This is a genomic window from Pseudomonas sp. HMSC063H08 (assembly GCF_001813645.1).
Classification (GTDB): Bacteria; Pseudomonadota; Gammaproteobacteria; order Pseudomonadales; family Pseudomonadaceae; genus Pseudomonas; species Pseudomonas aeruginosa.
The window spans coordinates 347,078-360,254 of record NZ_KV813429.1 but is presented as its reverse complement, the minus strand read 5'-3'; the positions used below and the strand labels follow the sequence as shown (position 1 = coordinate 360,254).

The following is a 13,177-nucleotide window of genomic DNA, read 5'->3' as shown; positions in this document are numbered from 1 at the left end:
CTACCTACTTCTATCAATAGGTGTGACTGGCCGGGCCAGGCACGCTTGTGCTTAAGATAACGGCTCGCCAGGATACTTCTGCAAGAGGAACTCGGGATCGGCCGCACAAAACGACTAACAACTAACAATACTGACGGTAACCGTTCAGTGGTCATATACGACCAAGATACTTCTGTAAGGTTACCGCTATAAGGCATCCATGATGACAGCCCCATTACCCGACATCGCCGCGCCGGCCGCACCGCCACGGCGTCTGCCGTTCAGCTTCGCCAAGCGCCAGGGCCTGTTGTTCCTGTGCCTGGAGGAGCAGTACTGGCTGGCCTGCCGGCCGCAGGTGGAGCTGGCGGCGATCGCCGAGGCGCAGCGCTTCGCCGGCCGCCGCCTGCCGCTCAAGGCGCTCGGCGAGGACGCCTTCAACCAGGCCCTGGCGGCCTCCTACCAGCACGACTCCTCGGCGGCCATGCAGCTCGCCGAGGACCTCGGCGGCAGCCTGGACCTCGCCGCGCTGGCCGACCAGGTCCCGGAAACCGAGGACCTGATGGAGCAGGAGGACGACGCGCCGATCATTCGCCTGATCAACGCGATCCTCGGCGAGGCGATCCGCGAGAACGCCTCGGACATCCACCTGGAAACCTTCGAGAAACGCCTGGTGGTGCGCTTCCGCGTCGACGGCGTGCTGCGCGAAGTGCTGGAGCCCAAGCGCGAGCTGGCGGCCCTGCTGGTATCGCGGATCAAGGTCATGGCGCGGCTGGACATCGCCGAGAAGCGTATTCCCCAGGATGGGCGGATTTCCCTGCGGGTCGGCGGGCGCGAGGTGGACATCCGCGTCTCGACCCTGCCCTCGGCCAACGGCGAACGAGTGGTGCTGCGTCTGCTCGACAAGCAGGCCGGGCGCCTGAACCTGCAACACCTGGGCATGAGCGAGCGCGACCGCAAGCTGATGGACGAAACCGTGCGCAAGCCGCACGGCATCCTGCTGGTCACCGGCCCCACCGGCTCGGGCAAGACCACCACCCTGTACGCCAGCCTGACCACGCTCAACGACCGCACGCGGAACATCCTCACCGTCGAGGATCCGATCGAATACCACCTGGAGGGCATCGGCCAGACCCAGGTCAACGCCAAGGTCGACATGACCTTCGCCCGCGGCCTGCGGGCGATCCTCCGGCAGGACCCGGACGTGGTGATGGTCGGCGAGATCCGCGACCGGGAGACCGCCGAGATCGCGGTGCAGGCTTCGCTGACCGGCCACCTGGTGCTCTCGACCCTGCACACCAACAGCGCCATCGGCGCGATCACCCGCCTGGTGGACATGGGCATCGAGCCGTTCCTGCTGTCCTCCTCCATGCTTGGCGTGCTGGCCCAGCGCCTGGTGCGGGTGCTCTGCCCGGCGTGCAAGGAGCCCTACCGCGCCGACGAGGCCGAGTGCGCGCTGCTCGGCGTCGATCCCGCCGCGCCGCCGACCCTGCATCGCGCCCGCGGCTGCGACGAGTGCCACCAGCATGGCTATCGCGGGCGTACCGGTATCTATGAACTGGTGGTGTTCGACGACCACATGCGCTCGCTGATCCACAACGAATCCTCCGAGCAGGAAATGACCCGGCATGCCCGCACCAGCGGACCAAGCATCCGCGACGACGGTCGGCGCAAGGTGCTGGAAGGCGTCACTACGGTCGAGGAAGTCCTGCGCGTGACCCGGGAAGAATAATGGCCGCCTTCGAATACCTCGCCCTCGACCCCAGCGGTCGCCAGCAGAAGGGCGTGCTGGAGGCGGACAGCGCGCGCCAGGTCCGCCAGTTGCTGCGCGAGCGCCAATTGGCGCCGCTCGATGTGAAGCCCACCCGTACCCGCGAGCAGAGCGGGCAGGGCGGGCGCCTGACGTTCGCCCGCGGACTGTCCGCGCGCGACCTGGCATTGGTGACCCGGCAATTGGCGACCCTGGTCCAGGCCGCGTTGCCGATCGAGGAGGCGCTGCGCGCCGCCGCGGCGCAGTCCACCTCGCAGCGCATCCAGTCGATGCTTCTCGCCGTGCGCGCCAAGGTCCTCGAGGGCCATAGCCTGGCCGGCAGCCTGCGCGAGTTTCCCACCGCCTTTCCCGAGCTGTACCGGGCGACGGTGGCTGCCGGCGAGCATGCCGGGCACCTCGGCCCGGTGCTGGAGCAACTTGCCGACTACACCGAGCAGCGCCAGCAGTCGCGGCAGAAGATCCAGCTGGCGCTGCTCTATCCGGTGATCCTGATGGTCGCTTCGCTGGCCATCGTCGGCTTCCTGCTGGGCTACGTGGTACCCGACGTGGTCCGGGTGTTCATCGACAGCGGGCAGACGCTGCCGCTGTTGACCCGCGTGCTGATCGGCGTTAGCGACTGGGTCAAGGCCTGGGGCGCGCTGGCCTTCGTCGCGGCGATCGGCGGGGTGATCGGCTTCCGCTACGCGCTGCGCAAGGATGCCTTTCGCGAGCGCTGGCATGGCTTCCTGCTGCGCGTGCCGCTGGTCGGTCGGCTGGTGCGTTCCACCGACACCGCGCGCTTCGCCTCGACCCTGGCGATCCTCACCCGCAGCGGCGTGCCGCTGGTGGAGGCGCTGGCGATCGCCGCCGAGGTGATCGCCAACCGGATCATCCGCAACGAAGTGGTCAAGGCCGCGCAGAAGGTCCGCGAGGGCGCCAGCCTGACCCGCTCGCTGGAAGCCACCGGGCAGTTCCCGCCGATGATGCTGCACATGATCGCCAGCGGCGAGCGCTCCGGCGAGCTGGACCAGATGCTGGCGCGCACCGCGCGCAACCAGGAGAACGACCTGGCGGCGCAGATCGGCCTGATGGTCGGCCTGTTCGAACCGTTCATGCTGATATTCATGGGCGCGGTGGTGCTGGTCATCGTCCTTGCCATTCTTCTTCCGATCCTTTCTCTCAACCAACTCGTGGGGTAATCGCGTGAATCAGAGCCGCCCATTGCAGCGTCGCCAACAGTCGGGCTTCACCCTGATCGAAATCATGGTCGTGGTGGTCATCCTCGGCATCCTCGCCGCCCTGGTGGTGCCGCAGGTGATGAGCCGTCCCGACCAGGCCAAGGTCACCGTGGCCAAGGGCGACATCAAGGCCATCGCTGCCGCGCTGGACATGTACAAGCTGGACAACTTCGCCTATCCGAGCACCCAGCAGGGCCTCGAGGCGCTGGTGAAGAAGCCCACCGGCAACCCGCAGCCGAAGAACTGGAACAAGGACGGCTACCTGAAGAAGCTGCCGGTCGATCCGTGGGGCAATCCCTACCAGTACCTGGCGCCGGGCACCAAGGGCCCGTTCGACCTGTATTCGCTGGGCGCCGACGGCAAGGAAGGCGGCAGCGACAACGACGCCGAAATCGGCAACTGGGACAACTGACCGGACATGCAGGCTTCACGCGGCTTCACCCTCATCGAGCTGATGGTGGTGATGGTCATCATCAGCGTGCTGATCGGCCTGGCGGTGCTCAGCACCGGCTTCGCCAGCACCTCGCGGGAGCTGGACAGCGAGGCCGAGCGGCTCGCCGGGCTGATCGGCGTGCTGACCGACGAGGCCGTGCTGGACAACCGCGAGTACGGCCTGCGCCTGGAGCGCGATGCCTATCAGGTGCTGCGCTACGACGAAGCGAAGGCGCGCTGGTTGCCGGTGGCGCGCGACAGCCACCGCCTGCCGGAGTGGGCGGAGCTGACCTTCGAGCTGGACGGCCAGCCGCTGGTGCTGGCCGGCAGCAAGGGCGAGAAGGAGCAGAAGAAAGGCACCGATCAGCCGCAATTGCTGATCCTTTCCAGTGGCGAACTCAGCCCGTTCCGCCTGCGCCTGGCCGAGCGCGGACCCGAGGGGCGGGCGTTGTCGCTGAGCAGCGACGGTTTCCGCCTGCCACGGGTCGAGGTGGCGCGGCGATGAGGCGCGCGCGTGGTTTCACCCTGCTGGAAGTGCTGGTGGCCCTGGCGATCTTCGCCATGGTCGCGGCCAGCGTGCTCAGTGCCAGCGCGCGCAGCCTGCAGAACGCCTCGCGGCTGGAAGACAAGACCCTGGCGATGTGGATCGCCGACAACCGTCTCAACGAATTGCAACTGGAACAGACGCCGCCCTCCAGCGGCCGCAACCAGGGCGAGCTGGAGTTCGCCGGGCGCCGCTGGGAGTGGCGCACCCAGGTCGACAGCACCGCCGAGCAGGATATGCGGCGGGTGATCGTCTGGGTCGCGGCGAAGCCCCTCGGCCGCGAGCGTGGCAGCATCGAGGAACGCGCCGCAGCGCGCCTCGTCGGTTTCCTCGGGAGCCAGCCATGAGGCTACAGCGGGGCTTCACCCTGCTCGAGCTGCTGATCGCCATCGCCATCTTCGCCCTGCTGGCCCTGGCCACCTACCGCATGTTCGACAGCGTGATGCAGACCGACCAGGCGACTCGCGTGCAGGAGCAGCGCATGCGCGAGCTGGTGCGGGCGATGGGCGCCCTGGAGCGCGACCTGACCCAGGCGGTCGAACGTCCGGTACGCGACGAACTGGGCGATAACCGTGGCGCCTTCCTCAGCGAGGGCGAGAACGACCAGATCGTCGAATTCACCCGTGGCGGCTGGCGCAACCCGCTCGGCCAGGCGCGCTCGCGCCTGCAGCGGGTGCGCTGGTCGCTGTCCGGGGAGACCCTCGAACGCCGCTACTGGCTGGTTCTGGACCGCGCCCAGGACAGCAAGCCACGGGTGCAGCAGGTGCTGGACGGGGTTACCGCGCTGAGCTGGCGCTTCCTCGACAAGGAGCACAACTGGCAGGGCCACTGGCCGACCGACGAAGGCAGCGAGGAGGAGCGCCTGGAAAGCCTGCCGCTGGCGGTGGAGATGACCCTGGAGCACCGCCACTACGGCAAGCTGGTGCGCGTCTGGCGTCTGCTCGATCCGCCGCTCAAGCAGGACCAGCCGCAGGGCCAGCCGGGCGGCGAGAATGGCGAGAACGGCGAGGGCGGGGTGCCGCAGCCGCCGGAAGGCATGCCGGGGGCGCCGGAATGAGGCGCGGGCAGAGCGGCGTCGCGCTGATTACCGTGCTGCTGGTGGTGGCGGTGGTGACCATCGTCTGCGCCGGGCTGATCATCCGCCAGCAGTTGGCGATACGCAGCAGCGCCAACCAGTTGCACGTGCGCCAGGCCTGGCACTATGCGCTGGGCGGCGAACGCCTGGCGGAAGCGGTGCTGCGCCGCGACCTGCGCCAGGGCGGCGAGAATACCCGCGAGCCGGTGGACCACCTGGGCGAGGCCTGGGCGCGACCGATGACGCCGTTCAAGCTGGACGACGGCGGCGAGCTGCGGGTGCGGATCGAGGACCCCAGCGGGCGTTTCAACCTCAACGGACTGGTGCGCAAGCGCAAGGTCAAGCCGGATTCGGTGAAGCAGTTCCGTCGCCTGCTGGCCACCCTGGGGATGAAGGAAGAGATCGTCCAGGGCTTGCCGGACCGGCTGGCCGACTGGCTCGATGCCGACCAGAATCCGCAGGGCGAGCAAGGCGCCGAGGACAACCAGTACCTGCTGGAGGCGCCGGCCTACCGCGCCGCCAACCGCAGTTTCAAGGACGTGTCCGAGCTGCGCCTGCTGAAATTGTCGGAAGCCGACTATCGACGCCTGCTGCCGTTCGTCAGCGCCTTGCCCGAGGATGCGCCGCTGAACGTGAACACCGCCAGCGTGCCGGTGCTGGCCGCCATGTTCGAGATCGATCCGGGACAGGCGGAAAACATCGTGGACGCCCGCGGTCGGGAAGGTTTCCAGAGCAAGGACGATTTCACCAAGCATCTGACCCAGTTGGGTTCGAAGACCGGAAACGTCAGTTATGCCGTCGGCACCCGCTACTTCCAGGTGATCAGCGAGGTCAGCCTGGGCGACCGCCGGCAGGTGCTGGTGAGTACCTTGCAGCGGGGCAAGGACGGCAAGATACGCGTGATGGCCCGCGACATGGGACAGGGCGGCCTGCCCATCCCGTCGACGGGCGGCGACGATTGGAAGAAGGACGAGCGATGAGTGGAGTGAGTGCGCTGTTCCTGCCGCCCGCCAGCACGGCGGGGGCCGATGGGGAACTGGCGGTATGGTGGGTGCAGGATGGCGAGTGCCGGCGCGCGCCGTTCGCCCAGGCGCTGGCGGAAATCCGTGCGCCCTGGCGGCTGTACCTGCCGGTGGAGGCGGTGACCGCCTGCGCGGTGAACCTGCCTACGCAGAAGGCGCGCTGGTTGCGCCAGTCGCTGCCGTTCGCGGTGGAGGAACAACTGGCCGACGATGTCGAGCAGATGCACCTTGCCCTTGGTCCGGCGCTGGCCGACGGCCGCCACCGGGTATTCGCCGTGCAGCGCACCTGGCTTGCCGCCTGGCTGGCGCTGGCCGAGGGCGTGGGCAAGGCGCCGGCTTCGCTGCATGTCGATGCCGATTGCCTGCCGGGCGAGGGCAGCTGCCTGTTCTGGCTGGAAGAGCGCTGGCTGCTCGGCGGCAGCGGTGCCGTACGCCTGGCCTGCGGCAGCGAGGATTGGCCGGTGCTGCGCGACAGTTGCCCGCCGCCGCAGCGGGCCTTCGCCGCGCAGGAGGTGGCGCCCCTGGAGGGGGTGGAAGTCCAGGCCCTGGCGGGCAATCCGCACGTCTGGCTGAGCGAGCAGCCGCTGGGCACCGACCTGGCCCAGGCCGAGTTCGCCGCGCGCCAGCAGAGCAGCCAGTGGCGCCGTTGGCGGCCGCTGCTGGGGCTGGTCGGGCTGTGGCTGGTGTTGCAATGGGGCTTTACCCTGGTCCAGGCCTGGCAGTTGCAGCGCGAAGGCGACCGCTACGCGGCGCAGAGCGCAGAACTCTACCGCCAGTTGTTTCCCGAGGACCGCAAGCTGATCAACCTGCGCGCGCAGTTCGACCAGCACCTGGCCGACAGCGCCAGCAGCGGCGGCGAGGGCCAGTTGCTCGGCCTGCTTGGCCAGGCCGCCACGGTGATCGGCGGCGAGCCGACGGTGAGCGTCGAGCAACTGGATTTCAGCGCGGCTCGCGGTGACGTCGCCCTCCAGGTGCGGGCTCCCGGTTTCGACGTGCTGGAACGGCTGCGTTCGCGTCTCAGCGAGTCGGGGTTGGCGGTGCAGCTGGGTTCGGCCAGCCGCGATGGCTCGACGGTCAGCGCGCGCCTGGTGATAGGAGGTTGAGATGAAGGTGATGACGCAATTCCACGAGCGCCTCAGGGCCCAGGCGGAAACCTCGCAGCTGGCGATCCGCTGGCGCGGGCTGCCGGCGCGGGACCGCCTGGCGCTGCTCTGGCTCGGCGCGTTCCTCCTGCTGGTGGTGCTCTACCTGGCGTTGTGGCGCCCGGCCGAGCGCCATCTGCAGTCGGCGCGGCAGTACTTCACCGAACAGCGCGCGCTGCATGCCTACATCCAGCAGCAGGCGCCCAACGTGCGCCAGGCCGATGCCGCGGCGCCACAGGCGCAGATCGACCCGGCGGCGCTGCAGGGCATGGTCACGGCTTCGGCGGCCCAGGCCGGACTGAGTGTCGAGCGCCTCGACAACGAAGGCGAGGGCGCCGTGCAGGTGGCCCTGCAGCCGGCGCCATTCGCCAAGCTGCTGCCCTGGCTGGAGCAGTTGAACGGGCAGGGCGTGCAGGTGGCGGAGGCCGGCCTGGACCGCCAGGTCGACGGCCGGGTCTCGGCGCGCCTGAGCCTGCGGGTCGAGTGAGCGGCCCGTGGCTGGGGCCGGCATGGGCCCCGGCGCCGACCGTGGCGACAGGCGATCGCCGAAATTTCAAAAAAAATTCAATCAGGGCATTGACTTAGGTTTTTCGGTCGGTAGAATGCGCCCCACTTCGAGAGTGAAGGGTGATTAGCTCAGCTGGGAGAGCATCTGCCTTACAAGCAGAGGGTCGGCGGTTCGATCCCGTCATCACCCACCAATCTCGCAAGTTACGCGCAGCGGTAGTTCAGTCGGTTAGAATACCGGCCTGTCACGCCGGGGGTCGCGGGTTCGAGTCCCGTCCGCTGCGCCATTCACTTCCCCTCCCGAGTTCACCACCCCGAACTCGCCGTCTTCCGCCAGAAGGCGGGCAGCCTGGCTGCAACGAGAGGAAGTCGCTTTACCGGGCATCTTGCCCAGCCGACGCGCAGCGGTAGTTCAGTCGGTTAGAATACCGGCCTGTCACGCCGGGGGTCGCGGGTTCGAGTCCCGTCCGCTGCGCCATACATCTTCACCACGCCAAGGCGGGGTGAGCCACGAAGAAAGCGGCCAATGGCCGCTTTTTTCGTTTCCGTCGTCCCCTGCGTCTTCCGTTTTCTCCTTGTTTGCCGGGTTTCCCGCTCCGTCGGTCCGCGCGCGGTAATCCCGCTGTCATCTTCCTCGTCTACAGCTGAAAGACACAGACGAACGAAAGGTGATCCGCGATGGACGACTACCAGGAAGAACTGCTGGAGCAGCATGCCGCCGAATGCGACCTGCCGGAGCCGGCGGACGACGCCACCGAGATGTGATCAGGCGCTCTGTCGCTGGGCGCGGCGGAATTCGCCGGGCGTCTGTCCGCTCCAGCGCTTGAAGGCGCGCTGGAAGGCTTCCGCCGAGGCGAAGCCGAGCAGGTAGGCGATTTCGCCGAAAGCCAGGTCGGTCTCGCGGATGTAGACCATCGCCAGGTCGCGGCGGGTGTCGTTGAGGATGCTGCGGAACTGCGTGCCTTCCTCGGCCAGCTTGCGCCGCAGGGTCCAGGTCGGCAACTTGAGGCGCGCGGCGACTTCCTCGAGGTCCGGCTCGCGGCCATTGAGCATCGGCCCCAGCAGGCGGCTGACGCGCTCGCGCCAACTGCGGGTGCGGGTCAACTGCTCCAGTTCGCGGTTGCAGAGTTCCAGCATCTGGTTCCAGGTGCTCGGACAGTGCTCGGCATTCGCCAGGGCCAGGCTGGCCTGGCTCAGGCGCAACTGGTTGGTCGGCGCGCCGAATTCCACCGGGCAGCCGAAGAATGCCTCGTAGCGCTCGGCCCAAGGCGGTGCTGGATATTCGATCTCCACCCGCTCCGCTTTCAACGGCTGCCTTGCCAGGGCGCCGAGATGGCTGATCCAGCCCGCCAGCACCGAATCGACGACGAAGCGGTTGTAGGCGTTGTAGGGGCTGATCGAATAGAAGCGCAGCCAGGCGCCGCCGGCGTCTTCCACCAGGCTCGACTGGCCCCGGTAGTTCTGCGCGTAAAGCGGTTCCAGGTGGATCATCGCCCGCGCGGCGGCGCGCAGGTTGGGCGCCTGGGCGACGCTGACGCCGGCCAGGCCCATCTGTCCGAGACGGCTCAGGCGGCCCATCTGCAGGCCGAGGGCGGGGTCGCCGCTGAGCTGTATGGCGGCATGGCCGAGGCGCATGTAGCGAGGGATCGACAGGCGCGCCCCGGGTTCGGCCAGGCGCCGCTGGTCGAGGCCGTACTGCTCGAGCAGTGGTGCGGGCTCGACGCCGGCGGCGAGCAGGGCGTCGGCCAGCGCCTGGACGAAGCCGACCGAGAGGTCGCCGAGGCGAACCCGGGGCGCGCTCATAGCCAGAGATTGACCAGTTGCGCACCGCCGCCGGGATTGGCCTGGCGCATGCCCTGCGGCGAGCCGAGCAGGCTCTGGCCGTCTTCGGTGACGTTCCACAGGCGGCTATGGGCGAAGGCCACGGCGGCGCCGCGTGCACCGCTGGCCAGCAGGCGCTCGCCGACCGCCAGGCGCTGCCAGGCCTCGGCGTTGCTCAGGCTGTTCGGCGCCAGGCGCACGTCGCCGGGAACCAGCTCGGCATCGAAGCCGGGCCAGGGTTGCTGCCAGCGACCGCTCTGGTTCAGGGCGGCGGGGATCGCCAGCAGTTCGACGCGCTGTTCGACCAGGGTGGCGTAGGTGTCCGGGTACCAGCTGTCGGTGCCGATCAGCACGCCCAGGCGTCCTGCCGGCGTATCCAGCACCTGCAGGCGCTCGCCGCGACCGTTGTTGAGGTAGCTCAGTTCGTGGTGGGTCGGGAACACCTTGCGTTGCGGCTGGCCGAGCGGCCGGCCGTCGGGACCGAAGGTCAGGCTGACGTTGTACAACTGGCCGGTGCCGGGACGCAGCTCGCCGTCCTCGACCTCGGGGTCGGGCAGGACGATGGAGCCGGCGACCACCGTCACCTTGAAATCATGGGCGAGCCCGCCGAACAGGGTCTGGTAGTCGTGGGCCATGTCCACCGCCTTCATCCGGAACAGGGTGTCGGTGAGACGCTGTTCGCCGCGCGCGGTGATCCAGCCGCGCGCCACCTTCAGCGGGTTGCTCGCGGCCATCCAGTCCATCGCCGTGGGCCAGTCGGCGGCGGCGTAGACCTCGGGCTTCTCGCCGCTGGCCACCAGCCAGGTGCCGACATGCTCGGGGAACACCACCACCGTGCGCTCGTTGAGCAGGCCCTGGCGGCGGGCATTTTCCAGGTAGGCGTGGAATTTCAGCTGCAACCGTTCGGCGCTCTGGTAGTCCGGCGTGAACAGTTCCGGCTGGACCGCCAGCAGGTTGCCGCGCTCGCCGGGCTGGCCCTGGACCACGCTGACCTGGCTGCGCAGGTCGGACAGGTAGTGGCCTACCGGGCGGCGTTCGGCCCAGCCGGCGTAGGCGGCGAAGAGGGTGATGAGGATCAGGAAGATCAGCTTGCGCATGCGGGTCTCCAAGGCAGCCCACAGGGTAGGGGAGTGGCGTCGGCTTGCCAAGCATCCCTGTGCATTCCGATCAGTAACTTGTCATTTAGGATCATTGAGCGCTCCGGTGGCGCTCCTTAGAGTCGTCGCCATACCGACCGCTGCCCGTCCCGCGCATTGCGCCCGAGGCCGCGGCATATCCGTGAACGCGTTTCGCCCGATGTGGAGACCCCCGATGACCGCCGCCGTTCCCTATCCGCACCTGCTCGCCCCGCTGGACCTCGGCTTCACCACCTTGCGCAACCGCACCCTGATGGGGTCCATGCACACCGGCCTGGAAGAGAAGCCGCAGGGCTTCGAGCGCATGGCGGCGTATTTCGCCGAACGCGCCCGTGGCGGCGTCGGCCTGATGGTCACCGGCGGCATCGGCCCGAACGAAGAGGGCGGCGTGTATTCCGGCGCGGCCAAGCTGAGCACGCCGGAAGAGGCGGAGAAGCACAGGATCGTGACCCAGGCGGTGCATGAGGCGGGCGGCAAGATCTGCATGCAGATCCTGCATGCCGGCCGCTACGCCTACAGCCCGAAGCAGGTGGCGCCGAGCGCGATCCAGGCGCCGATCAATCCGTTCAAGCCCAAGGAACTCGACGAGGAAGGCATCGAGAAGCAGATCGCCGACTTCGTCAACTGCGCCAGCCTGGCCCAGGTCGCCGGCTACGACGGCGTCGAGATCATGGGGTCGGAAGGCTACTTCATCAACCAGTTCCTCGTGCAGCACACCAACCAGCGCACCGACCGCTGGGGCGGCAGCTACGAGAATCGCATGCGCCTGCCGGTGGAGATCGTCCGCCGGGTGCGCGAGGCGGTGGGGCCGAACTTCATCATCATCTATCGCCTGTCGATGCTCGACCTGGTCGAGGGCGGCAGCAGCTGGGACGAGATCGTGCTGCTGGCCAAGGCCGTCGAGAAGGCCGGCGCGACCCTGATCAACACCGGTATCGGCTGGCACGAGGCGCGCATCCCGACCATCGCCACCAAGGTACCGCGCGCGGCCTTCACCAAGGTCACCGCCAAGCTGCGCGGCGAGGTCGGCATCCCGCTGATCACCACCAACCGCATCAACACTCCCGAGGTGGCGGAGAAGGTCCTGGCCGAGGGCGATGCCGACATGGTCTCCATGGCCCGGCCGTTCCTCGCCGACCCGGACTTCGTCAACAAGGCCGCCGCCGGCCACGCCGAACGGATCAACACCTGCATCGGCTGCAACCAGGCCTGCCTCGACCACACCTTCGGTGGCAAGCTGACCAGTTGCCTGGTCAACCCGCGCGCCTGCCACGAAACCGAGCTGAACTACATTCCCACCGCCAGGCCGAAGAAGATCGCCGTGGTCGGCGCCGGTCCGGCCGGCCTGGCCGCCGCCACCGTGGCCGCCGAGCGCGGGCACCGGGTCAGCCTGTTCGACGCCGCCGGCGAGATCGGCGGGCAGTTCAACGTGGCCAAGCGGGTTCCCGGCAAGGAAGAGTTCCACGAGACCCTGCGCTACTTCCGCAACAAGCTGGAGAGCACCGGCGTCGAGCTGCACCTGAACCGCCGGGTCGGCGTGGACGACCTGGTCGCGGGCGGCTACGACGAGATCGTCCTCGCCACCGGCATCGTCCCGCGTACGCCGGCGATCCCCGGCATCGAGCATCCGAAGGTGATCAGCTACCTGGACGCGATCCTCGAGCGCAAGCCGGTGGGCGGCAAGGTGGCGGTGATCGGCGCCGGCGGCATCGGCTTCGACGTCTCCGAATTCATCACCCATGCCGGTCCGTCCACCAGCCTGGAGCGCGAAGCGTTCTGGAAGCAGTGGGGGATCGATACCCGCCTGGAGGCCCGCGGCGGCGTCGCCGGGGTCAAGGCCGAGGTGCATCCGGCGGCGCGCCAGGTGTTCCTCCTGCAGCGCAAGAAGAGCAAGGTCGGCGACGGCCTCGGCAAGACCACCGGCTGGATCCATCGCGCCGGCCTGAAGAACAAGCAGGTGCAGATGGTGAATGCCGTGGAGTATCTCGGGATCGACGACGCCGGCCTGCATATCCGCGTTGCCGAGGGCGAGCCGCAGGTGCTGCCGGTGGATACCGTGATCGTCTGCGCCGGCCAGGACCCGCTGCGCGAGTTGCAGGACGGCCTGCTGGCGGCCGGCCGGAGCGTGCACCTGATCGGCGGCGCCGATGTCGCCGCCGAGCTGGATGCCAAGCGCGCCATCAACCAGGGTTCGCGCCTGGCCGCCGAACTCTGAGAACCTGTCCGCGATCTGTTGCGTAGCGGAGAAACTGCGTTGAAAACGGCTTTTCTCCAGCTCGCACAGGTTCTGCGTATCGCCCCTGTCCGCGCTCGTCGGCGCGGCGGGGCGCTGCGCACCGGTTTGGTGAACGGTGGCGCTCTGCCACGGTGATCTCCGTCCGCTCAAAACCCGACCGCTTCACAATTTCCCCTACCGCTCGGCGGGCCGTCCGGCATCGCCCGGGTGTCTGCCAACCCAGTCACATTGCCCGCGACATTTTTTCCCCTAGACTTGCCCGAACAACGAGATAGCGCCTGTTTTTCAGGTGACATGC

The 13,177-nt window shown here is 68.2% G+C and carries 12 protein-coding genes and 3 tRNA genes; 13 read left to right on the top strand and 2 right to left on the bottom strand.

What is annotated here, in order from left to right; genetic code table 11:
- Positions 1–199: 199 nt before the first annotated feature.
- The 12 genes from xcpR (at position 200) to HMPREF2924_RS13650 (ending at position 8,164) form a co-directional block, all read left to right on the top strand.
- Complete coding sequence (xcpR, locus tag HMPREF2924_RS13705) at positions 200–1,708, top strand: GspE family T2SS ATPase variant XcpR (protein WP_003130408.1); 1,509 nt, start codon at positions 200–202, stop codon at positions 1,706–1,708.
- Positions 1,708–2,925, top strand: a complete 1,218-nt coding sequence (gene xcpS / locus HMPREF2924_RS13700; protein WP_003091376.1) for a GspF family T2SS innner membrane protein variant XcpS — start codon at positions 1,708–1,710, stop codon at positions 2,923–2,925. The genes xcpR and xcpS overlap by 1 nt, the downstream gene beginning before the upstream one ends.
- A 4-nt stretch (positions 2,926–2,929) precedes the next feature.
- The gene (xcpT, locus tag HMPREF2924_RS13695; RefSeq protein WP_003130409.1) at positions 2,930–3,376 is read left to right on the top strand and encodes a GspG family T2SS major pseudopilin variant XcpT; all 447 of its coding nucleotides are present in this window, start codon (positions 2,930–2,932) and stop codon (positions 3,374–3,376) included.
- A gap of 6 nt (positions 3,377–3,382) precedes the next feature.
- Positions 3,383–3,901: a GspH family T2SS minor pseudopilin variant XcpU gene (xcpU, locus tag HMPREF2924_RS13690; protein ID WP_003110066.1), complete on the top strand. Its 519-nt coding sequence runs from the start codon at positions 3,383–3,385 to the stop codon at positions 3,899–3,901.
- Positions 3,898–4,287: a GspI family T2SS minor pseudopilin variant XcpV gene (gene xcpV / locus HMPREF2924_RS13685; RefSeq protein WP_003091373.1), complete on the top strand. Its 390-nt coding sequence runs from the start codon at positions 3,898–3,900 to the stop codon at positions 4,285–4,287. Before xcpU ends, xcpV begins: the two co-directional genes overlap by 4 nt.
- A complete protein-coding gene (xcpW, locus tag HMPREF2924_RS13680) occupies positions 4,284–4,997 on the top strand; it encodes a GspJ family T2SS minor pseudopilin variant XcpW (protein ID WP_003110067.1) in 714 nt (237 codons plus the stop codon). Before xcpV ends, xcpW begins: the two co-directional genes overlap by 4 nt.
- Positions 4,994–5,995 carry a GspK family T2SS minor pseudopilin variant XcpX gene (gene xcpX / locus HMPREF2924_RS13675; RefSeq protein WP_003091371.1) on the top strand — a complete coding sequence of 334 codons (1,002 nt, stop codon included), beginning with the start codon at positions 4,994–4,996 and terminating at the stop codon, positions 5,993–5,995. The genes xcpW and xcpX overlap by 4 nt, the downstream gene beginning before the upstream one ends.
- Positions 5,992–7,140, top strand: coding sequence for a GspL family type II secretion system protein XcpY (xcpY, locus tag HMPREF2924_RS13670; RefSeq protein WP_003130411.1), 1,149 nt, complete (start codon positions 5,992–5,994; stop codon positions 7,138–7,140). Before xcpX ends, xcpY begins: the two co-directional genes overlap by 4 nt.
- 1 nt (position 7,141) lies before the next feature.
- Positions 7,142–7,666, top strand: a complete 525-nt coding sequence (gene xcpZ, locus HMPREF2924_RS13665) for a GspM family type II secretion system protein XcpZ (RefSeq protein ID WP_003091369.1) — start codon at positions 7,142–7,144, stop codon at positions 7,664–7,666.
- Between the two features lie 138 nt (positions 7,667–7,804).
- Positions 7,805–7,880, top strand: a tRNA-Val gene (locus HMPREF2924_RS13660).
- A 16-nt stretch (positions 7,881–7,896) separates the two neighbouring features.
- Positions 7,897–7,973 (top strand) — tRNA-Asp (locus HMPREF2924_RS13655).
- 114 nt (positions 7,974–8,087) lie between these two features.
- Positions 8,088–8,164: transfer RNA gene (locus tag HMPREF2924_RS13650), tRNA-Asp, on the top strand.
- Positions 8,165–8,451: 287 nt separating this feature from the next.
- Here HMPREF2924_RS13650 and HMPREF2924_RS13645 read toward each other — a convergent pair.
- The gene (locus tag HMPREF2924_RS13645) at positions 8,452–9,489 is read right to left on the bottom strand and encodes an AraC family transcriptional regulator (protein WP_003130614.1); all 1,038 of its coding nucleotides are present in this window, start codon (positions 9,487–9,489) and stop codon (positions 8,452–8,454) included.
- Positions 9,486–10,604, bottom strand: coding sequence for a carbon-nitrogen hydrolase family protein (locus HMPREF2924_RS13640; protein WP_003130615.1), 1,119 nt, complete (start codon positions 10,602–10,604; stop codon positions 9,486–9,488). The genes HMPREF2924_RS13645 and HMPREF2924_RS13640 overlap by 4 nt, the downstream gene beginning before the upstream one ends.
- 214 nt (positions 10,605–10,818) lie before the next feature.
- On the opposite strand from HMPREF2924_RS13640, the gene HMPREF2924_RS13635 reads away from it, so the two are divergent.
- A complete protein-coding gene (locus tag HMPREF2924_RS13635; RefSeq protein WP_023094584.1) occupies positions 10,819–12,858 on the top strand; it encodes an NADPH-dependent 2,4-dienoyl-CoA reductase in 2,040 nt (679 codons plus the stop codon).
- The last annotated feature ends 319 nt before the right edge of the window (positions 12,859–13,177 follow it).

Bases quoted from the DNA above. Each gene is read 5' to 3' on its own strand.
- xcpR (WP_003130408.1), top strand. From the start codon at position 200: ATGATGACAGCCCCATTACCCGACATCGCCGCGCCGGCCGCACCGCCA.
- xcpS (WP_003091376.1), top strand. From the start codon at position 1,708: ATGGCCGCCTTCGAATACCTCGCCCTCGACCCCAGCGGTCGCCAGCAG.
- xcpU (WP_003110066.1), top strand. From the start codon at position 3,383: ATGCAGGCTTCACGCGGCTTCACCCTCATCGAGCTGATGGTGGTGATG.
- xcpV (WP_003091373.1), top strand. From the start codon at position 3,898: ATGAGGCGCGCGCGTGGTTTCACCCTGCTGGAAGTGCTGGTGGCCCTG.
- xcpW (WP_003110067.1), top strand. From the start codon at position 4,284: ATGAGGCTACAGCGGGGCTTCACCCTGCTCGAGCTGCTGATCGCCATC.
- xcpX (WP_003091371.1), top strand. From the start codon at position 4,994: ATGAGGCGCGGGCAGAGCGGCGTCGCGCTGATTACCGTGCTGCTGGTG.
- xcpY (WP_003130411.1), top strand. From the start codon at position 5,992: ATGAGTGGAGTGAGTGCGCTGTTCCTGCCGCCCGCCAGCACGGCGGGG.
- xcpZ (WP_003091369.1), top strand. From the start codon at position 7,142: ATGAAGGTGATGACGCAATTCCACGAGCGCCTCAGGGCCCAGGCGGAA.
- HMPREF2924_RS13645 (WP_003130614.1), bottom strand. From the start codon at position 9,489: ATGAGCGCGCCCCGGGTTCGCCTCGGCGACCTCTCGGTCGGCTTCGTC.
- HMPREF2924_RS13640 (WP_003130615.1), bottom strand. From the start codon at position 10,604: ATGCGCAAGCTGATCTTCCTGATCCTCATCACCCTCTTCGCCGCCTAC.
- HMPREF2924_RS13635 (WP_023094584.1), top strand. From the start codon at position 10,819: ATGACCGCCGCCGTTCCCTATCCGCACCTGCTCGCCCCGCTGGACCTC.